This window comes from Bacillus thuringiensis (assembly GCF_001595725.1).
In the GTDB taxonomy this organism is placed as follows: Bacteria; Bacillota; Bacilli; order Bacillales; family Bacillaceae_G; genus Bacillus_A; species Bacillus_A thuringiensis_K.
The window spans coordinates 4,146,870-4,167,563 of record NZ_CP014282.1 but is presented as its reverse complement, the minus strand read 5'-3'; the positions used below and the strand labels follow the sequence as shown (position 1 = coordinate 4,167,563).

Sequence of the window (20,694 nt, the reverse complement as noted above, 5' to 3'; positions counted from 1 at the left end):
ATGAAAGAATTAAAAGGAAAAATAGAAGATTATACTCGGTTTGGACAAATGCTTCTCGCTGTAAGTACATTGTTAATGGTTGGCTTATTGATTCCGAGTGGAGCAAAAGAGACAATCCAATTTTTTGTTATGATGGGGAGCATCGTTATATTTTTAAGTTTATCGTTCTTTTTCTTTCAGCGTGTGAAAGTGATGCGTGAACAGCTAGAGGAAAATGAATGTGAATAATATTGTTAACTAGAGCGCGGCGAAAAGAAAAAATCTTTTTGTCACGCTTTTTGTTTTTTGTAGAAAAATGTATGCGTTTCGTGTTGACAATGATAATCCTTATCAATTAAAGTAGAATAGTGATTAATGATTATCATTATCAATTAGAGGTGAAGAAATGAAAAAATCTATTACGCTATTTACAGCGATTTTATCTATTTTTTTCTTGTTAATAGGTTGCAGTGCCAAAGGGGACGGAAAAGCGTCTGCAACCAAAACAGAAAAAGGAAAAAAGAAAATCGAAATTACCGACCTATCAGGAAGAAAGGTAACATTCGATAAAGTGCCAGAAAGTTTTGCAACATTAAGTATGGGAGACATGGATATTATTCATGCTTTAGGTGGAAACATAGTAGGTCGCCCAGATACGAAATTAACTCTTCCAGAGGAGTTAAAGAAAGCACAAGTAATTGGGAATGCACATCAACCGAACTTTGAGCAAATTGCTAGTTTAAAGCCCGATGTACTTGTTGCTAACAATGGATTCCAAAAGAATGTGCCAACGGTTGAAAGACAAGGCACGCAAGTTATCATTTCTTCTGCGAATTCTGTACAAGATATTCAAAAGAATATTGAATTATATGGAACGGTAATGAAGAAAGAAGATAAAGCAAAAGCAATTAATCAAAAAATGAATGATCAAATGAAGAAATATGAGAAAAAGAGCGATGTGAAAGCATTGCTAGTGTATGGCGCACCAGGTACTTATTTAGCGGCATTACCAACATCTTTATCAGGTGATATTTTAGAAAAAACAGGCGGAAAAAATATTGCTTCTGATTTTCCAGAAACGAAAGAATATCCGCAATATGCACAGCTAAGTATAGAACGTATTATTGAGGCGAATCCAGATGTGATTTATTTAATTACACACGGAGATCCAAAAAGTGTGAAAAAAGCATTCGAAGGCGAAATGATGAAAAATGAAGCGTGGAAAAATTTAGCGGCAGTAAAACAAAACCGCGTAGTTATTTTGCCACCTGATTTATTTGGATCTAATCCTGGTACAAAAGTTACAGAAGCAATGGACTTTATGTATAAAAGTATACAAGATGTAAGGAAATGATACGTATGGAAAGTAGTGAAGTAGTAAGAGAAAAGGAACATCCTTTTGCGAAAAAAAGATGGATAATAGCATTCACTTTAGTTGTATTAACAATCCTAGTTCTCTTTTACGGTCTTTTCGCAGGAAGTTTATCCTTTTCTGTACGAGATATTTTAACAGGTATACAAGAGGAAGGTTCGACAGTTCATCGAATTGTATGGGATCTTCGCATACCGAGAGTGCTTATTGGGTTTATAGTAGGAACATGTTTAGCTGCATCTGGTACACTGCTACAAGGGGTTATGAGAAACCCTCTTGCAGATCCTGGTATTATCGGAGTTTCATCTGGAGCAGGCCTTGTAGCAATTGTCATCATGATTTTATTCCCACAGCATCTAGCTTTTTTACCACTAGGGGCGTTTTTAGGAGCTTTCATAACAGCGATGGTTATTTATGCTTTATCATGGCAAAAAGGGGCACCACCTTCAAGAATCGTCTTAGTAGGGGTGTCGATCAATGCATTAATTGGTGCAGCAACGTCAGCATTAATGTTATTACATAGTGACAAAGTACAATCGGTGTTACCGTGGCTAGCGGGCGGTATTGGTGGTGTAAGTTGGGCACATTTAAACATGATTATTTATTATGCAATATTCGCCATTATATTAGCTTTCTTTGGTATTAAGCATATTCGAGTGTTAATGCTTGGAGATGAAATGGCAAAGTTATTAGGACATAATGTGGAAAAAAGTCGGTTTTATTTAATCGTAGTAAGTACATTATTAGCTGGAATTGCAGTAAGTGTGTCTGGTCTTATTGGATTTGTCGGTCTTGTCGTACCACATATGCTACGTTTATTAGTTGGAAATGATTATAGATATTTGCTACCTTTATCATGCCTTGGCGGCGGGGTATTACTTGTTTTTGCGGATGCAATAGCTCGAAGTTGGTTTGACCCAATCGAATTGCCTGTTGGTATTTTACTGTCCTTCTTAGGTGGTCCGTTCTTCTTATATTTAATTCATAGAGGAGGAAAACAAAGTGATTTCCGTTAACAAAGTGTTTTACGCACACTCTGAAAGATTTCAAATGCAAAATATGAATGTACATATTAAGGCTGGAGAAATCGTTAGTTTAATTGGTCCGAATGGATCGGGAAAATCTACTTTGCTTCGTTTAATAGCAAGGCTACTGAAACAAAGCGAAGGGGACATCATTTTAGATGGGAAAAATATTCATATGATGAAGAGTGCTGATGTAGCGAAGCAATTAGCAATGTTACCACAAATGCATGATCATCAATTAGATTTAACAGTGAAAGAACTAATTGAGTTCGGAAGAGGTCCACATAAATCATGGAGTAGCCGCTTAAATAAAGAAGATGAAGAAATTGTTGATTGGGCATTGTCTGTTACAAATCTTGAAGGGTATGAATATCGTCTTTTACATTCTTTATCAGGAGGGGAACGGCAACGTGCTTGGATTGCGATGACGCTAGCTCAGCGTACAAATGTCTTATTATTGGATGAACCAACAACTTTTTTGGATATCGTTCACCAGTTGGAAGTAATGGAACTTGTGAAACGATTAAATGAGGAGTTTGGAATGACAATTATAATGGTTTTACATGACATTAACCAAGCTGCTCAATATAGCGATCGTTTACTTGTATTAAAGCGAGGAAAGATTCAGTATGATGGTATACCAGAAGAAGTACTATGCCATGAAATGTTTCAACATGTATTTGGCATAGATGTAGATATTTTTCAGGGAAGTGACAAGCCTTTTTTTACACCGAAACGAATTTTTAAAAGGGGAGAAGAGCGATGCAAACAGAAGAGCGTATTACCACTGAATTAGTAAGAGAATTTGTTATGGCAGCTCACGGGGATTTAGAGAAAGTACAAGAGCTATTGGTTGAATCACCAAGCTTACTTCACGCCTCTTATAATTGGGGTGGATCAGATTGGGAAAGTGCGTTAGGCGCATCGGCACATGTAGGTCGTAAAGATATTGCTCTTTATTTACTAGAAAAGGGTGCTCGTATGGATATTTTCGCGGCAGCTATGCTTGGGGAATTAGAAGTCGTACAAGCTATTTTAGTAGCTCAACCAGAAGCATTACGTGCATCTGGTCCTCATGGTATTTCTCTTCTTCAGCATGCACGAATGGGTGGAGAGAAAGCTAAGCGTGTATATGATTATTTAGCAATACTATCTTAATGAACGAAGGAAGTTCTTATGTGCGGTAAACTTTTCACTTGAAACAATTGGAAAGTTTACCGCCCGTTAGAACGGGATAAGTATCTAGTATATTTGAAAATCCTACACCCCCCTCAATTGTAGTTTTCTTTATGCTAGTTATGATATGGATGCAGTAGACAATATTTGTCTACTGCTTTTTTTTGTTTCTATAAGATTGAATATTCTGCGTTATGTAGTTGATTCATTTATAATAAATGGTAACATTTATTGTGCATACAAAATATGATCGTGAAATTAAGAAGAAATTAGTAGAAAGGAGTGAAGGAATGTTTCATACAGACCGTTTACAAATTCGTAAATATACAATGGATGATTTACAGTTCTACGCTTCACTATGGGGAAACGAAAAAGTAATGCGCTATATTGGAAATGGGACGTTAAAAACATATATGCAATGTAAAAAAAGTTTGGAGGAGTGGGTAATTCCTAGCTATAAAAATGGCCTCGGTTTATTTGTATTAATTGAAAAGGAAACGAGGATACGGATTGGTCATGCAGGATTAGTAAAGCAGCAGATAGATGGAAAAGAGGAAATTGAAATTGGTTATTGGTTATTACCTCAGTATTGGGGAAAAGGCTATGCGAAAGAAGCAGCGGCAGCATTTCGAGACTATGGCTTCCAAGCGTTACGAATGAATAAATTAATTTCTCTTATTAATCCGGACCACCCCGCCTCAATCTTTGTTGCTAGAAAAACGGGGCTTAGTTATGAGAAAACAACTTCATTTCATGGGATGGATGTTCTCGTTTATTCCATTAGGCGCATTGGATGAAAAAAGGTTAATTGCATTTTTTGAAGAATGGTATATAAAAATAAAGGGGGGATTACATGTACATTTATCATAATGGACTTATTATTCGTGAGGGAACGAATGGTGTACCTGCATATGCAATTAAGACTTTATTCGAAGATGCCGGTTGGAGCAATGATAATATCCCTTCTTGGCAAATTGAAAAATTCACGATAGCATTTGAAAATTCAACATGGGCATTCACAATTTGGGATGAAGAAGAGATGGTTGCGATGGTTAGAGTCATTTCTGATGGAATCATGGTCGCGAACATAGTAAATTTAGTTGTGAAATGTGAATATAGAGGGAAGGGATTAGGTAAGAAACTTGTCGCTCTTTGTTTGCAAAAGCTACCACATGGTGACTGGTTTGCACATACTTCTGCGAACAATTTTGATTTTTATAGAAGCTGTGGATTTGAAGTTAGAGAGCTATCGAGAAATGGAACATGTGCGTATTATGGATATCAAGTCGCGAGAAGAGATGGTCACCGATAAATGAATGAAAAGTAAAAAGTTTAGCGAGGTAATTTTGAGGCTATTGATAATAGAGAATGGATTGAGGCGCATTTTATGATAAAATAAAAGAAAATTCTGTTTATTGTTAGGGAGATAAAAATGAGCATAAAAGTTGGGGATGTATTTAAATATGAAAGAAGATTTACTGAGGAAGAGGTTTTTGAATTTGCAAATATTACCGGAGATAAAGGCAGACACCATGTGGAATATGATGAAAATGGAAGATTAATGGTCCATGGTTTATTGACTGCTAGCATTGGAACGAAAGTAGGCGAAGAATTACATTACATAGCAAGAGAATTAGTAAGTGAGTTTATTAGACCAGTTTTCACAGGAGATACAATCACTTGTGAATTAACTTTAACAAATGTTGAGCAAATGGAAGGCTATAAAAAAGTTTCAATCGAGTCAGTTTATCGCAATCAACACGAAAAGACTGTACTAGTGGGGACAAGTTATGGAATTATAAGGGGATAAAAAAGAAGCCTGTTTAGCAGGCTTCTTTTTTATTATTTAGTAAACACGTTTTCGATTTTCCGCATAACTAGAGATGAGTAGTAATGCAGTTTCTTCTCCTATATTACGAACAATATGAGGAACGCATGCATTCCATGAGAAAGAATCACCTTCTTCTACAATTGCAATATCTTCACCGTGCTGAACTTCTAGTTTTCCGCGTAATACAAGGTGACATTCTTCCCCTTCATGGGCATTTGGTGAGTTTTCTTTCGGGAATCCAGTAGGTATTTCTACTAAAGATAGGCGAAGGCCCCCTTGCTCAGCGACATGTTCAATTCTTTGTTCATCTTTTCCGTATACACTGTATTTCCGTTCTTCTTTTTTGACAATTTTTAATCGATCTTTTTGCTCTAACAATAAATAGGGAAGGGGAACGTTTAAAAAGTTGGAGATCGTTTCTAAAGTTGAAATAGATGGTGATGTTTTATTATTTTCAACCTGACTCATAAATCCTTTAGAAAGACCTGTTCCCTCGCAAATTTGTGCGATTGTTATGCCTCTACGTTGACGAATTTCACGTATTGCAGAACCAATATTCATAAAATCAAGCTCCTTTTTGTAAACAACTATTTGTATCATAGCAAAAAAAATATATATTTTCCCAGTGAAAATGAATTGACGAATAAAAAAAATTAGTGTATGTTTTGTAATGTAAATAAAAGTTTTGTATAAGAAAACTATAAAGGAGAGAAAGAAATGAATCAACATATTGGTAACTTAATTATTCGTATCGTGTTAGGGGTAACATTCTTCATGCACGGTTTAACAAAATTCCAATCAGGAATTGACAATATTGCAGGGTGGTTTACAAGCATTGGTTTACCAGGAGGACTTGCATACGGTGTAGCAACATTTGAATTAGTTGGAGGCCTATTATTAATTCTAGGTTTAGGTGTAAGATATATTGGATTATTATTTGCACTTGTTATGGTTGGAGCAATCGTAAAAGTGAAATGGTCAGCTGGTTTATTGGGAGATGGAAAAAATCCTGGTTTCGAATTAGAACTTGCATTATTAGCAATGGGTGCATACTTATTTGTTGCAAAAGCTGATGGTTTTGTAGATAATTTCTTAAAAGAAAAAATGTCAAAGAAGAACTAATTTAAATGGGGGCTAACAAGATGAGTTTTCAACTTCATCCCGATACAACACTTGATGTTGTTCATTTATACGTATCTAATGTAAAGAAATCACTAGAGTTTTATACGGAAGTACTAAGTATGAAGGTGCTAAAAGAAGAAGAAGCAGTCGTTACATTTGGGAATGAAAATGATGAACCACTTCTTATCATTGAAGAAAAGAAAGAAGCTTTTCCGAAGCAAAGAGCAAGAACAGGGTTATATCATTACGCAATTTTATTACCAAGTAGACAGGATTTAGCGAATGTTCTTCGTCATCTTGTAGAGATGGTATATCCACTACATGGCGGAGCCGATCATTACTTTAGTGAAGCTCTTTATTTAGCTGATCCAGATGGAAACGGGATTGAAATTTATCATGATCGACAAAAAGAAGTTTGGCGTGATGAGAATGGAGAACTCCCATTTGTTAGTAACCCGTTAGCTGGTGAAGAATTATTACAGCAAGGAAGTACATGGAATGGATTTCCATCTGGTACTGTGATGGGGCATATTCATTTCCATGTAGCTGATTTAGAGGAAGCGAAACGTTTCTATGTTGATGGTCTTGGTTTTGAAGTAACGATCCCAGCTCGTAATGGAGCGTTGTTCGTATCAGCAGGTGGTTATCATCACCATATCGGCTTAAATACGTGGCAAGGTGAAGGGGTGCCACCGCAAATGCCAGGTTCTGTTGGTTTAAAATATTTCACAATTGTACTAGCGGATGAAAAACAAAAAGAGCAAGTATGTGAAAGCTTAAAAAATATTGGCAAGATTGCTACGTACAAAGATGGAATATTACAAGTCGAGGATCCATTTGGACATTGTATCCATTTCAAAATAAAAGGAGAAGCCTAAAAAGGCTTCTCTTTTTTATTTTCTTATAATTGCATTTTCGTTTTGTAAAAATAGTTCATCAAATTGTTTTGCAAGCTCAAAATCTAGTTTCGTTAAACCTTTTGCATTCCAAGATGACAAAGTAATAATAACTGCTTTATACTGGATAAGGATAAATGGATGGTGATTATGTTCTTCTGATAGTTTGGCGGCTTCAGAGACAAATTCGATTCCTTTTAAGTAGTCGGAAAACATATATTTTCGTTCAATCCATTTCTCATCTTTTACCATCCATTTATCTACCTTCAATAATTCCTCGTGAACTTCTTCTTCAGTTAATCTTAGCATCATTTTTCACATCCTTTACTGGAAGTAACGCAAGACCATTGTTAATAAGGCGTGTTACAGCTTCGTCAGTTGTGAAAGTAGAAAGTTGATGTAGTAATGCTGCCGATGTTTCATGCCCTTTGTTATGCTCTAAAAGTAACTCTAATACTTCAAGGCGCAGCAACCATTCTTTCGCATAAAATTTATTTAATACTTCTTGAATTGCTACTAATTGATCGATATGCGCGTCATGTAAAATCCCCTCACTTCGAATATCTCGAACTGTTTGATACATACGTTCAAGTTCATTCAGTACAAGTGGAGCAGGAATTTCTTGAACTTCTTCATCCATTGGGAAAAATGCTGCTGCATCTGCGGCACCTGGGAATACTGAAGTGATTTGTGAGCCAACAGCCATATCAAATGCGCCCCATGAAGCATCAAATAAAACGCGGGCGTTATAAGTAACTGTACAATCGATAAAGGAAATAAGGGCAATTTTCTTATCGTTTTTCACAATATCTGTTACTGTTCCTTTTACATGAATACCACTTGCAAAAGTAAACTCAGCGATAGTTCCAATTGTAACTCCTAATGATTGTAGTTGTTCGTCTGTACAATTTTCTAATGCAATATTTTCAGTGAGTAATCCAATTGGTGTTCCAAATCCGTCACTGTGTACAGAAGTAGAATGATTCGCTAACTGTTTATTATGAAGCGCTAATGCTGTTGGCGAATTTGTTCGCATGTAAATTAATTCACCTGCATCGTTTTCAATTGTCTCGCTAAATGTACCTGTAATTTGTAATCCGCTATTTAGCTCAGCTGTTGCATAGTTCTCAGAGCGAATTGCTTTTTCTAAACCTTCTTTTCCACCTGTTTTAAAGGCCATTGTTTTAGAAAATGTTTCAAGCGCATCTGTTAATTCTTCAAAGGACTTACAAACAAATAGTTGTGGTTGCATTTTTGTTACGTCATAAGTTGTCCCTGTACATGCTTCGATAGAAAATGGAACTTTTTCTACAGCGTCTGTTAAGCAATGTTTGCTTTCGCCAACAGAAGAAAGGAGACCAGCACCATATATTTTTGGATCATCTATATTTCCAATCAATCCATATTCTACTGTCCACCAGAAAAGACGTGAAATTTGTTCAGCTTCTGATAAACCAGAAACTAAGTTTTGTTTTTCAATTACAGCATTTTCAGCAGCCTTAACTTCATCAGGAGTAGAAGTAGGACTTTCTTTTACTATCGTTAATGTACGAACAGCTTCAAATGCATCATGTTCTTCTTTTGTAGAGAAAGCTTTTGCACCAATTTGCCCAAAACGTTTCACATATTTTGCATATGTAGGATCAAGTAAAATCGGTGCGTGTCCTGCGGCTTCGTGTACGATATCTGGAGCTGGTGTGTACTCGATATTTTCCACTTTCCGAATATCTGTTGCGATTGGTAGTAATCCGTGTCCTTGAAAATCGAAGAATGCTACGCCGGGAATAAGTCCGTCAATCGTTACAGCGCCCCAGCCACTTGGTGCCAAACACTCATTCATTTCTTCTACTTTTGGAATTGAATCTATATTAATACCAGATGATTGTAGTCCGTTCACATAGGCTGGATGAGCAACGTCTTTTAAGAAGCTATGATTTTGTCTCATAATATAACGCCACACAGCGTGATTCACCGGTGTGTATTGATCATAATGTTGTGTGGATACGAATGGTTTTAAATGCGATGGAATTTCTGTTTTCTTTGTCATTTAGACATCCTCCTTTTTTTCAATAAAATTGAATATCGATTTCGTATAGCTTGTATCACCTCCTTTCATTTTTGTAAGCGCTTATAAAATTTTATCATAAGATTCGGAATTATTTAACATATGTTTCTATGAGAAATAGAAAAAGCCCCTATCGGAAAATCCGATAGGGGCGAAAGAATCGCGGTACCACCCTATTTGTAAGTGAAAATATACTTACATCTCAATTAATGATAACGGAAAAATTCCGTCTTTTCCTTCATACATAAAAGCACTACGAAAAAGAAGCTCCAGAATTGTAATTCATACTTATATATGTGCTAATTTCCACCGACCATTAGCTCTCTGTAACAGGGATATAAGATACTACTGCGATTCTTTCAACGCGTATATATGAAATTGTGTAAGAGGATGGATGCAAAAAAGTCCCTATCGGAAAATCCGATAGGGACGATAAAAATCGCGGTACCACCCTATTTGTAAACAACTAATTGTTTACCACTCACTTTACGATAACGGAAAGATCCGTCTTTCTCTTCATGCATAAAAAGCATTACGGGAAAGAAGCTCCAGAATTGTAATTCACGCTTGTATATGTACTGATTCGCACCAACCATCAGTTCTCTGAGACAGTGATATAAGTCGCTACTAGTATTCCTTCAAAGCCGATATATAATTCGTTCAACTAAACTATGTTTTGTATTATAAAACTATATTAAAAAAATTGTCAACAAAAATTTTTTATCCCGTGTTAATGAGCAGTAAAATTCCTACCTCAAAATTCAGTGGAAGTAAAGAAGTAAGATGGGAGCCTAACTGCTCGTGAACCCCCGATTGGTGAAGGCTAATAATCAGTGGGGATGAACGAAATCTCCACTGATTAAAGTTTCACTTTATTTCACTTCTAAATTAACAGTTAAATTAGAGGTATTGCCAGCTGCATCAGTTGCTACAATGTGAATAGTATTTTTTCCTTCTTGTAATTGAGTAAGATCGAAATAAATGTCATAGCTTTTCTCCCAAGGGTTCAGGAATGCCTGTTCCCATACACCATTTCCGTTAGTTTCATATTGCATTCTCACTGGAATGCCAGGTGCTATCCAACCAGATTCTGACATCCAATCTAGTAGAATATCATCAACTTTTCCTCTAATTACAAGATTTTCTTGGTCAACCTCATGTGTTAACTTAGGTGCAGTTCGATCAAGGAATACAGCAGCTGTTTGCTTTGTTTCTCCGCCAGAATTAGAAGCAACTGCTTCAATTTGATATAAACCATCCGCGAGTGGTGATCCATCTACTTTTGTACCATCCCATTTGAACGGTTTATAACCTGCTGTTTCATTTTTACCTTCATAAATGATTCCTTCGTATGTCACACGTTCTTTTGTAACTAAGTTACCATGTAACGTTACATCTTCAACAGGAGAAACTAAATAGTAGTTGATGAGATTATCATCTAATATGTTATCCTCGTTTGGACTAAAAGTAGAATTCACAATTTCGAGACCATCAATTCGTTTATAATCTTTAGGATCGATACTAAATGTAAATGGAATTCGAATTTCTTCTTTTGCTCCTTGCTCTTTTACATATACATTCCCAGTATACACACCTTGTGGTAGTGAGCTATCGACAGTGATAGTAAATGGTTTTTCCGTATTACTATTTGGTTGTACGCTAATCGATGAAGGAACAGAATCTTTTACTTTTGTTTTTGTGGTTGCATCTAGTAATTCTACACGAGTTGAAAAGCTTTTCTTTTTACTAGAAAGATTTTGTAACGTAATATTTTGCATCAGTTTTACTTTACCACTGTTTGGCTTTATAAGACCGAAGCTGATATTGTTAGGCTTTACTAATACATTTGTTTGAACAGCTTTTGGAATGTTAATTAAGCCAGATCCTTGCGTCATAACAGGATACGTATTTTCATTAACATCTTTTAAAGTTTTTGCTGTATTGGCAAGTGATGCTTTTAATTGTTCCGTCGTCCAATCAGGGTGCATTTGACGCAGGAGGGCAACCGCTCCAGCTACTTGCGGAGCAGCCATACTTGTTCCGTTATGCGATTCATAGCCGCCTCGTGGTACTGTACTAGTAATTTGTACGCCAGGTGCAACGATATCTGGTTTTATAAGCCAGCTTCCTTGTGACGGACCTCTGGAACTAAAGTTTCCAATTAATTCAGTCGGAACCGGTTGTCTAATTTTTATATTTTTCTTGCGCTTTGTAATTAAGTTTTTCAACTCTTCACCGTTTACATTGGATAATTGCATAACTGGAAGGGCTAGGTTTTCACGTGTAAAGTATTCAGGCATAATATTGATTTCTTTTTCTGTAGAAATGAATAGTACACCAATTGCACCAGCTTGCTTCGCTTGTTCAGCTTTTACTAACGTACTAGAAGTACCTTGTAAAACAAGTGCAAATTTTCCTTTCACATCTTGTTTTGCATAATCGCTTGGATTACCATAGCCAACATATACAAGTGGAGAAGCATTTCCTATTGGGAAATCTGATTTTGATAACGGTAATCCTTGGTAGGTTTTGCTGGAACCAGCTATTTGTAATGTTGGAAACGGAATAGAAACTGTAGATGCTCCAACTGATATCACGCTACTTGCATTCCCAGGTGCATCAACAGACCAAGGTTTTGGACCATCATTTCCATTGGAAACGACTGCAGTAACCCCAAGCTTTGCTGCACGTTCTAACGTTAAAGTTACAGGCTGATCAGGTACATTTAAATCTTGTCCAAGGGATAGATTTAACACATCAGCACCATCTTGAATCGCTCGTTCAATACCTTGAATAATATCATCTGTTGTACCAGTACCACCGTCATTCATGACACGATAAGCTAAAATAGAAGCATTTGGAGCAACGCCTTTAATTTTTCCATTACCAGCAATAATTCCAGCTACATGAGTACCATGTACGTTACCATCCATTGGATCGTTGTCTTCATCGACAGTGTCATATCCACCAATATAATTTGCCTTTAAGTCAGGGTGTGTATAGTCTACGCCAGAGTCGATAATAGCTACTTTCATACCTTTTCCATCAAGAGGTTTGCCAGAGGGGTCTTTTAAATTCCAAGCTTCAGGCGCACCAATTGTCGGTCCACCGATATTAGGTACTTCTTCGTTAGTAGCGCTTTTCGTTGTTTCGTGCAATTTATATGTTAAGTTCGGATAGATTGTCTTTACTTCAGGTAAAGAAGCAAGAGCAGTAATTTGATCTCCTGGAACTGAAATAGAGAAACCGGAAAATAACGTATTATAAACTTCTTTAATTTTTGCACCAGGTGCTTTTTCTTTTATTTTCTTAGTCGTCTCTTGTTGTGCTTTTTTTAGCTCGGCATGATAAGACTGTGCATTACTATTTTGTAAATCTGGAGCATGCTGAATGTTACTTTGCGCAGCAAGAGGCGCATGTTGCAATTCTACAATTACAGATATTTCTTTTGTTGTTTTCGTTTCAACATTTTGAGCAATTTTATGTTCTCCCCACTGTTCAATCGTTGTTTTTAGTTGTGGACTAAATTGCTTCTCCTTTTGCATTGATTCAGCATGGGCGCTTAAAGCTCCAAAACTAGAAAAGACGAGTACCATACTTAATAGTGTAGATGTAGTTTTTTTCATTGAGACTCCCCCTAATAAAAAGTGCTAATATTCCGAAATATAATCTTACAAATTTCTCTTAAATTACATAATCGGATGTTAGCTAAACTATATTTTCGGCATAATTCATACTAATCCTCTATGAATTGAAAATTTCTTGAGAAATTTTTTCTGATTATGTCGAATAGGTATTTTTCACATATTGTAGGTGGACATTGAGGAATGCTATGAGGGAAATGGAGGAGTGTTATGAAAAAGGCTATAGCAAGTGTCACCGCATTATTATTCATATTTTTAAGTTCAATTACTATTACTAAAGCAGAAAATAGTGGAGTGAAAATTGCTTTTATTCGTCATCATGACCTCTGGATTAAAGTTGATGGAAAAGAAAAACAACTTACAAAAGGAGAATACATAACAGGACCGAAATGGTCATATGATGGGGAGTGGCTAGCATATGTAAAAGGGAAGAAACAAAGTACTCTTGAGTTATATCGGCTGAAAGATGGAAAGAAAGTTACGCCGTTTCACTTAGAAGTATCAAATTATCAATGGTCACCAATAGAAAATATAATTGCATTTATATTTACAGGTACATTACATACATTTGAGGTAGAAAAAAAGAATGCTGATTTTGAAAATGTATCAGCTGGTGTAGGTGATTATGCATGGTACCCTGATGGAAAGAACTTTCTTATATCATCTGAAGCACACTTACTTCCAACAGGATGGACAGGAGCCCAGCTATATGAAGTGCAAAAAGATGCACATATGAATCCTCACAAAATGAAGCATTTGTATGCATTGCCAAATGAGCATGATGACTTTCTAGCGCTAGTTGCAAGTGGATTTGAGTGGTCACCAGATCGAAAGTGGATTTCATTTTTAGCGGTACCGACAGCTTCATGGTCAGCTGATAGTAATACGCTTTGCTTAGTTCGAGCAGATGGCAGCCGGTTTGAAAAGATAGACCAAATGTTATTAAACACACAATGGTTCAAATGGGCGCCATCTAGCAACATATTAGCCTATATTGAAGGAAGCGGGAGAGTTGCGTTAGAGAATAAACATTTAAAAGTAAAAGAATTGCCAGTACTTCAGCAGAACACATTTACGCCGAAAGGATATGTCGATTGGGATTTTGCATGGAAGAACCACAAAGTAATTATCGTTTCGAGGGCAAAAGAGGCAGGAATAGAAACTCCGCCGGAAAAAAGGCCACTGCCATCTTTATATGAGATTGATCGTACAAGCGATAAACAACATCAAATTACAAAGCCACCTCATGAGCAGGGTGATTATCATCCAATCTTTATAAAGAAGAGCAATCACTTAATATGGATACGTTCAGACCGTAAGAAAGCCAATGTATGGCTTGCCAATAGTGATGGAAAGCAAGAAAAGAAGTGGATTGAAAATATAGATGTACCAGAGTGGTATTATGAGAAATGGAATTGGGAAAATGTCATTTCGGTAAAAGAAGAATAAAAAACCTGCCTAAAAGATAATTTTAGGCAGGTTTTTATTGTTATTTATGCGTTTTATTTGGCTTTTTTTTCGCTGGGTTTCCGTTCCCTTGGCGCTTTCTATTTTGTTCATCTTTTGCTTGTTTTTCATGCAGTGTATCTAAAAAATCATTCGAGTTACTCATTTTTATATCGCTCCTTTCATTTCGTCCTAATTACTATAACCATTTAGGAGGATAATCATGAGATAAAAGTTAAGCACTTAGTTTTCTTCTATAGTATACGTAAAATATGCCATACGTAATAAATAGCATAAATAAAATTTGTAGCTCTACATTTTCTTTTAAAATAGTTGCGACAGAAGGTGGTAAGTAAGGTGACGCGTTGCTCGTTTCTACACCTAACCATTTGTTTAAGAGGTTAATGATACAAAACATAAAAACACCAGACCAGCTTGCAATAATTGCTTTCTGCTTAATTTTTGTTTCCCGTTCATCATCTGTAATCCAAGGATTAGCAGTTTTATCACTACTAAAAAATCCGTTTATATATACCCATATGATCATTCCGATTAAGATGGTTATTCATTTCATATTTGTGATTCCCCTCTCTCTTGTAAAAAGTATTTGACATAAATAATTGTAATATTTACTAATTATTTATGTCAAATCTTTTTTACATATCGGTTTTTTATATAGCAGGAATAATGGATGAGATAGGGAAGAAATTATGTTGAAGGATTTCATAGAGAGAGGAGGGTGGGTATGAAACTCGTCTTTGTTCGGCACGGTGAAGGAGAACATACAAAGGACTTGCCGTCAAGTTTACAAGTGTTGCATCCCCCATTAACGGATGAGGGAAGGAATCAGGCTAAATTACTTCAATGCAATGTGCCATTGCAAGAAACGGATATATTAATTGCTAGTCCTACACTTAGAACTTTACAAACGGCGACAATATGGAGTGAGAAGGTAGCTTGTCAAAAAATCGTCCATCCATATGTATCCCCGCGTATTTTTCCTTATCGAGAAGAAGCGAGAACATTACCGTGCGATTATATAGTAGATCAGGGAATGATAACAAAGTTATTTCCGCATTTTTCGATAGAGAAAAGCTCAAATAATCAGTTATGGAAGGAAGGTATAAACACTATTTCAAAGAATAGTTTTCAGCAAATAGTAGATGAATTTCTTCTTTGGTGTTATGAACTGAGTGTTGAAAGAATTTGCATTGTATCCCACGATGGAACAATTACAGCATATAGGCAATATTTACAGAAAGTCGTTTTAACTAGATCAGATTTTTTGCAGGAAACGGGCATATATGAAATGGATTTATACCATAAAATTCTGATTGATAAGGGCTGATTATAGGATGGGGTTGTATGTTGAATATTGCATTAGTAGTTGGTTTTAATTCGGATTTAGAGGCGCAATCAATCCGAGCATCTCTTGAATATTTTGGTGCAAGGGTTGTGACATATTGGATTGGTAGACCGAAAGATTTTGTGGAAGTTCTTTCTGGAAAGAACTTATTTAATGGTATTAATTATATTATTTTTTGCTTTCATGGTGAAGAAGGGAAGTTTGTCATGGAAGAGTTAGGCGAAGAAGTATATGAACAAGATGAACCGAGAGGGTATTTTGGTACAGAAGAAATTTATGAATATGCAAAATTGCATAATACACATATTGTAAATAGCGGGTGCACGTTAGGGGAGCAAAATCTAGCAAAATCTTTTTTACATAGTGGTGCGAAATCGTATATTGGATCGATTGATTATGTAGATGGAAATGCAGCACTTATGTTTACTATACGCTTATTTTATGGGGTTATTAACCATGGGAAAACGTTAGAAGAAGCGTTTCAAGAAGCAAGTTTAATTGATGAGGAGACACATACATTTCGATTCTATAATTAGTGTGAAACACGTTTATTCTATATTCGAATAAACGTGTTTCACATTTAACTCACATTTTTTTTACAATTTTTTCAATGAAAATGATTATCACCTGTGGTATGATATGTTCAAGTTTTTACAGGTAATAAAAGTTACTATATAAACGTTAGTTTTTAATGTTTCATACACATGTCACGGATTATTCATAATTAACGTTTGAAAAATAAGTAACTAATGTTATTATATTATCTGTAACTAATTTAATTACAACTTTAGGAGGAAGATATGGTTATTCAATTTTTAAGAGAAAACAAAGCAGTTTCTTTTGTATTAGCAGTAATTCGAGTATATCTTGGTTACACATGGTTAATGGCTGGAATCGGTAAACTACAAGGGAAAGGATTCGATGCAACAGGTTATTTGCAAGGTGCAATTGAAAAATCTAAAGGTGCACAACCGGCTGTTCAATCTTGGTGGGCATCATTCTTACAAGAATTTGCAATTCCAAATGTAGATTTGTTTAATACACTTGTAACATGGGGAGAAATTTTAGTAGGAATTGGTTTAATTGTAGGCTGTTTAACAAAAACAGCGGTCTTTTTTGGCCTTGTAATGAACTTTTCCTATATGTTTAGTGGGTCAATTGGAGTGAATCCTGAAATGGTTATCTTATCTATGTTCGTTCTGGTTTCTGGTATGAATGCTGGTAAATTTGGAATTGACGGCTTCGTTATCCCAAAAGTATTAGGATCAAAAACTCAAAAACGCCAAAAGCAAGCTGCTTAATATATGAAAACGGGTATCTCAAAATGAGATACCCGTTTATGTTATTTTTCAGATTGTATCGGATTGTTTTTAAAGAATTCTTTTACATAACCAACAAATTCTTGTGGCTCTTGACGAAACGGTGCATGATACCCCTTTTCGATAATATGGAAGGTACTATTGTTTAAGAATTGATGATACGTTTCTCCTTCTTTCCATGAAACGCTACTATCATTTCTTCCCCATATAATTAAAGTTGGCTGTTTCATTTCATTTGCATTAATTTTAAGACGCCTAGGCCATAATTTCATTTTATTATAATGCTCTTCATCATTACGTTTGAATTTCACTTTGCTTTCATCATAATCTGCAATAGAAGAAACGGCATTTAAATCAGTCGACAATTGTGGTTTTGGTGAGCCTTGTTTATTAACGAATGTATGAGGGCCACCTGTAGCATCAGTTAAAATAAGGTGAGTAACTGCTTCAGGATATAAATATGTTAAATTTAGAGAAATTTCTCCCCCCATGGAATGACCCAGTATTGCGAATGAATCATACCCTAGTTTTTTCATTAATTTATAATACAAATTTGCATGAGTTGGAAAAGAATAATAAAAATCCATTGGTTTAGATGAGCGCCCGAATCCTAAAGCATCTACAGAAATAATTGTATGATCTTTTGCTAAATCGGAGTAAATCTTTTGAAAACCATCTGATGACCCTCCAAAGCCATGAATCATAAGTAAAGGTGGTTTTTCATTACCAATTTTTTTAAAGTAAATGGTTTGACCATCTATTTCTACCATTTTTTCCTCGGTAGCTAGTTTCGCTGTAATTGTATTTTTCACTTGCTTTACTTGTTCTACTGGCTTTTCTGTTGCACTACATCCTACTAATAGTGTAAGAGTAAGACAACCTACCATAAAATAGCTAAATCGCTTCAATTAGGTGTCTCCTTTCTAACATAACGCTGTATCTATCATAGCAAATAGCATATTACGATTTCCAGGAAGTCGGCTACCATTTTTTATCATAAGCGGTGAAAGGAGCGTTTCTTGGAAATTTTCTGTTTGAAGAAATTTACGAAATGTAAATTGTGAGTGTGGGACATCAATTCGTACTATACCATTCCAACATTCACATATCTTTTTTAATAATTGAATAGCATCTTTTTCTTGCTTGGCGATAAGTGGATTGATACATAATATATTGCCCTTTTGTATGCATAATGAAAAAGCTTCTATACAGTTATTTCTTTCAATTTTAAAAGAGTGTACGGCCCTTGGTAGTAGCAAAGAGTAAAGTAGAGAACGATTCATACCAGTTGCAATTTGATCGAGAGAAGTAAGAGATATAAGGTCTTCTTCTTGTACTTCTTGTAAGTGAGAAGGGTCCGTCTTAATAGTTTGCTTTTCAAAACGATGAATCTTTGTTGCTGTTTGAAATCCGCATGATGTGTATAGAGGTTCGCCAGCTTTTGTCGCAATAAGTGCAATGGGTTGTTTTGGATGAATTTGTTCCAAGCAATGATTTAGCAACATGCGCCCTATTCCTCGTTCTTGAAAATTAGGGTGAACGATTAACATACCAATGGAAGCGAAGTTACGTGTAAAGGGAAATACTCCTCCAGTCGCAATGAGTTTGTTTTCATGAATGTAACCTACAAGTGTGCCGATAGAAAGATACATTTCGAATTGTTTTTTCATAAAAATTTCATCGTGTAACCATCCAACAGATTTGCAAAGATTAAGTAATTCAAAAATAAAAGACTCATTTAGCTTTACTATTTTCATAAAGGCTCACCGCATTTCTATTTATTTTCATAAAAATAGAGTCAAAATGTAAAAAAGAGATTTAGGTTAATAAATGAAATCCAACTTGTTTATATTTAAATTGTAAAGGGCGGGATGATTGATACCAAAAGACAAAGTTATACAAATTATAACTGATATTTACATAAGTTAACAAAAAATTTACATACAGCTAATTTTCTCTTAATAGTCTTCCATTAAATTTGATAGTGGGAAATGAATAACCTAATTAGGGGGACAAGACAGTGAAAAAGTTTGTGAAAAAAGCATGGCCATTAGCAGTTGTGGCATCATTAGCAGTTACTTCGGTAGCAACATGGAATTTTACTCGTTCTAGTGAGGTTAATGCAGATGAGAACGGAAGCAATGCAAAGATTAAAAATGTTATCGTATTAATTGGGGATGGTATGGGCCCTTCATATATGACGGCTCACCGTTATATGAAAGATAATCCGAAAACCTTTGAAATGGAATCTACAGAATTTGATAAGCATCTTGTAGGAACACAAAAAACATACCCAGAAGATGAACATGAAAATATTACAGACTCTGCATCGGCAGCAACAGCTATGTCAGCAGGGATTAAAACATATAATGCTGCAATTGCAGTTGATAATGATAAAGCGGAAGTGAAAACAGTTCTTGAGCAAGCGAAAGAAAAAGGGAAATCAACGGGACTCGTTGCAACTTCTGAAATTACACATGCAACACCAGCTGCTTTCGGTGCGCATGACATTAGCCGTAAAAATATGGACGCAATTGCAAATGATTATTTTGATGAGAAAATTAAAGGGAAGCATAAGGTAGATGTTATGCTTGGCGGCGGCGTAAAGAACTTTGTTAGAAAAGATCGTAATCTTACAGAAGAGTTTAAGAAATCTGGTTATAGCTATGTAACGGATAGAGATCAATTGTTAAATGATAAAAATGATCAAATTCTTGGTTTATTTGCACCAGGTGGATTAGATAAAATGATTGACCGTAATGAAAAAACACCTTCATTAGAAGAAATGACTAATGCAGCAATTGAGCGTTTGAACAAAAATAAAAATGGTTTCTTCTTAATGGTGGAAGGAAGTCAAATCGACTGGGCTGGACATGATAATGATATTGTTGGTGCAATGAGTGAAATGGAAGACTTCGAAAAAGCTTTCAAAGCAGCGATTGAGTTTGCGAAAAAAGATAAAAATACGTTAGTTGTTGCAACGGCAGATCACGCTACTGGTGGCTTATCTTTAGGTGCCAATGGCGAGTATAACTTTAAAGTAGAACCAATTAAAGCTGCAAAGCGCACACCAGACTTTATGGCAAATGAGATTGCAAAAGGTGCAAATGTAGAAGAAACATTGAAAAAGTATATTGATTTACAATTAACTCCAGAAGAAATTCAAGCTGTAAATGATATAGCTCCGTCAAAAGATGTAACAAAGATTGATAATGCAATTGAAGATATTTTCAATAAGCGCTCGGTTACAGGCTGGACAACGGGTGGACATACAGGGGAAGATGTGAACGTGTATGCATTTGGTCCAGGTAAATACTTGTTCTCTGGCGTTCAAGAGAATACAAATATAGCGAAACGTGTCTTTGATATTGTTGGCGGTGGCGATCCGAATAAAGGAAGACGCTAATTAAGAGCGAAAGTGAGGCGAAATGCCTCACTTTTCTTTTTAGGAGT

Annotated in this window: 23 protein-coding genes and 2 other annotated features; of the genes, 15 read left to right on the top strand and 8 right to left on the bottom strand. The window is 35.7% G+C overall.

Annotated elements, in window-relative coordinates:
- From AXW78_RS20840 to AXW78_RS20805, 8 genes are all read left to right on the top strand, one after another.
- The gene (locus AXW78_RS20840) at positions 1–228 is read left to right on the top strand and encodes a YrhC family protein (RefSeq protein ID WP_000661266.1); all 228 of its coding nucleotides are present in this window, start codon (positions 1–3) and stop codon (positions 226–228) included.
- A gap of 157 nt (positions 229–385) precedes the next feature.
- On the top strand, positions 386–1,333 hold the full coding sequence (locus tag AXW78_RS20835; protein ID WP_061884593.1) for an ABC transporter substrate-binding protein: 948 nt from the start codon (positions 386–388) through the stop codon (positions 1,331–1,333).
- A gap of 5 nt (positions 1,334–1,338) precedes the next feature.
- Complete coding sequence (locus AXW78_RS20830) at positions 1,339–2,367, top strand: FecCD family ABC transporter permease (protein ID WP_002164188.1); 1,029 nt, start codon at positions 1,339–1,341, stop codon at positions 2,365–2,367.
- Positions 2,354–3,172, top strand: a complete 819-nt coding sequence (locus AXW78_RS20825; protein ID WP_000626529.1) for an ABC transporter ATP-binding protein — start codon at positions 2,354–2,356, stop codon at positions 3,170–3,172. The genes AXW78_RS20830 and AXW78_RS20825 overlap by 14 nt, the downstream gene beginning before the upstream one ends.
- Positions 3,139–3,534, top strand: a complete 396-nt coding sequence (locus AXW78_RS20820) for an ankyrin repeat domain-containing protein (protein ID WP_001192765.1) — start codon at positions 3,139–3,141, stop codon at positions 3,532–3,534. Before AXW78_RS20825 ends, AXW78_RS20820 begins: the two co-directional genes overlap by 34 nt.
- 236 nt (positions 3,535–3,770) lie before the next feature.
- Positions 3,771–4,349, top strand: coding sequence for a GNAT family N-acetyltransferase (locus AXW78_RS20815; protein WP_000256013.1), 579 nt, complete (start codon positions 3,771–3,773; stop codon positions 4,347–4,349).
- 56 nt (positions 4,350–4,405) lie between these two features.
- Entirely contained in the window at positions 4,406–4,864 is a 459-nt protein-coding gene (locus AXW78_RS20810; protein ID WP_000276119.1) for a GNAT family N-acetyltransferase, read from the top strand.
- A gap of 120 nt (positions 4,865–4,984) precedes the next feature.
- Entirely contained in the window at positions 4,985–5,362 is a 378-nt protein-coding gene (locus AXW78_RS20805; protein WP_000025015.1) for a hotdog family protein, read from the top strand.
- 36 nt (positions 5,363–5,398) lie between these two features.
- Here the strand turns inward: AXW78_RS20805 and AXW78_RS20800 are convergent, their stop codons facing one another.
- A complete protein-coding gene (locus tag AXW78_RS20800; protein ID WP_001020693.1) occupies positions 5,399–5,944 on the bottom strand; it encodes a helix-turn-helix domain-containing protein in 546 nt (181 codons plus the stop codon).
- A 156-nt stretch (positions 5,945–6,100) separates the two neighbouring features.
- Between AXW78_RS20800 and AXW78_RS20795 the strand changes: the two genes are divergently transcribed.
- Together AXW78_RS20795 and AXW78_RS20790 are read left to right on the top strand one after the other, a co-directional pair.
- Positions 6,101–6,505, top strand: coding sequence for a DoxX family protein (locus AXW78_RS20795; protein WP_001071553.1), 405 nt, complete (start codon positions 6,101–6,103; stop codon positions 6,503–6,505).
- Between the two features lie 20 nt (positions 6,506–6,525).
- The gene (locus AXW78_RS20790) at positions 6,526–7,383 is read left to right on the top strand and encodes a VOC family protein (RefSeq protein WP_000009836.1); all 858 of its coding nucleotides are present in this window, start codon (positions 6,526–6,528) and stop codon (positions 7,381–7,383) included.
- Positions 7,384–7,398: 15 nt separating this feature from the next.
- Here AXW78_RS20790 and AXW78_RS20785 read toward each other — a convergent pair whose 3' ends face one another.
- The 3 genes from AXW78_RS20785 to AXW78_RS20775 form a co-directional block, all read right to left on the bottom strand.
- A complete protein-coding gene (locus AXW78_RS20785; RefSeq protein ID WP_000979536.1) occupies positions 7,399–7,713 on the bottom strand; it encodes a 4a-hydroxytetrahydrobiopterin dehydratase in 315 nt (104 codons plus the stop codon).
- Positions 7,694–9,448, bottom strand: a complete 1,755-nt coding sequence (locus tag AXW78_RS20780; protein WP_000163215.1) for an aromatic amino acid hydroxylase — start codon at positions 9,446–9,448, stop codon at positions 7,694–7,696. The genes AXW78_RS20785 and AXW78_RS20780 overlap by 20 nt, the downstream gene beginning before the upstream one ends.
- A 162-nt stretch (positions 9,449–9,610) precedes the next feature.
- Positions 9,611–9,838 (bottom strand) — a binding site (T-box leader).
- A gap of 50 nt (positions 9,839–9,888) precedes the next feature.
- Positions 9,889–10,117, bottom strand: a binding site (T-box leader).
- Between the two features lie 221 nt (positions 10,118–10,338).
- Positions 10,339–13,092, bottom strand: a complete 2,754-nt coding sequence (locus AXW78_RS20775) for a S8 family peptidase (protein ID WP_061884592.1) — start codon at positions 13,090–13,092, stop codon at positions 10,339–10,341.
- Between the two features lie 228 nt (positions 13,093–13,320).
- On the opposite strand from AXW78_RS20775, the gene AXW78_RS20770 reads away from it, so the two are divergent.
- Positions 13,321–14,559 carry an eIF2A-related protein gene (locus tag AXW78_RS20770; protein WP_061884591.1) on the top strand — a complete coding sequence of 413 codons (1,239 nt, stop codon included), beginning with the start codon at positions 13,321–13,323 and terminating at the stop codon, positions 14,557–14,559.
- A gap of 40 nt (positions 14,560–14,599) precedes the next feature.
- On the opposite strand, the gene AXW78_RS20765 is transcribed toward AXW78_RS20770, so the two are convergent.
- Together AXW78_RS20765 and AXW78_RS20760 are read right to left on the bottom strand one after the other, a co-directional pair.
- On the bottom strand, positions 14,600–14,722 hold the full coding sequence (locus tag AXW78_RS20765) for a DUF4023 domain-containing protein (protein WP_000071861.1): 123 nt from the start codon (positions 14,720–14,722) through the stop codon (positions 14,600–14,602).
- Positions 14,723–14,791: 69 nt separating this feature from the next.
- Complete coding sequence (locus AXW78_RS20760; protein WP_061884590.1) at positions 14,792–15,103, bottom strand: hypothetical protein; 312 nt, start codon at positions 15,101–15,103, stop codon at positions 14,792–14,794.
- Positions 15,104–15,301: 198 nt separating this feature from the next.
- On the opposite strand from AXW78_RS20760, the gene AXW78_RS20755 reads away from it, so the two are divergent.
- From AXW78_RS20755 to AXW78_RS20745, 3 genes are all read left to right on the top strand, one after another.
- Entirely contained in the window at positions 15,302–15,904 is a 603-nt protein-coding gene (locus tag AXW78_RS20755; RefSeq protein ID WP_000779734.1) for a histidine phosphatase family protein, read from the top strand.
- Positions 15,905–15,921: 17 nt separating this feature from the next.
- The gene (locus AXW78_RS20750; protein WP_000931926.1) at positions 15,922–16,458 is read left to right on the top strand and encodes a hypothetical protein; all 537 of its coding nucleotides are present in this window, start codon (positions 15,922–15,924) and stop codon (positions 16,456–16,458) included.
- Positions 16,459–16,722: 264 nt separating this feature from the next.
- Positions 16,723–17,223 carry a DoxX family protein gene (locus AXW78_RS20745; protein WP_000236609.1) on the top strand — a complete coding sequence of 167 codons (501 nt, stop codon included), beginning with the start codon at positions 16,723–16,725 and terminating at the stop codon, positions 17,221–17,223.
- 41 nt (positions 17,224–17,264) lie between these two features.
- Here the strand turns inward: AXW78_RS20745 and AXW78_RS20740 are convergent, their stop codons facing one another.
- Both AXW78_RS20740 and AXW78_RS20735 read right to left on the bottom strand, forming a co-directional pair.
- Complete coding sequence (locus AXW78_RS20740; RefSeq protein WP_061884589.1) at positions 17,265–18,149, bottom strand: alpha/beta fold hydrolase; 885 nt, start codon at positions 18,147–18,149, stop codon at positions 17,265–17,267.
- 15 nt (positions 18,150–18,164) lie between these two features.
- The gene (locus AXW78_RS20735; RefSeq protein WP_000706690.1) at positions 18,165–18,998 is read right to left on the bottom strand and encodes a GNAT family N-acetyltransferase; all 834 of its coding nucleotides are present in this window, start codon (positions 18,996–18,998) and stop codon (positions 18,165–18,167) included.
- A 263-nt stretch (positions 18,999–19,261) separates the two neighbouring features.
- Between AXW78_RS20735 and AXW78_RS20730 the strand changes: the two genes are divergently transcribed.
- Positions 19,262–20,647, top strand: coding sequence for an alkaline phosphatase (locus AXW78_RS20730; RefSeq protein ID WP_061884588.1), 1,386 nt, complete (start codon positions 19,262–19,264; stop codon positions 20,645–20,647).
- Positions 20,648–20,694 lie beyond the last annotated feature (47 nt).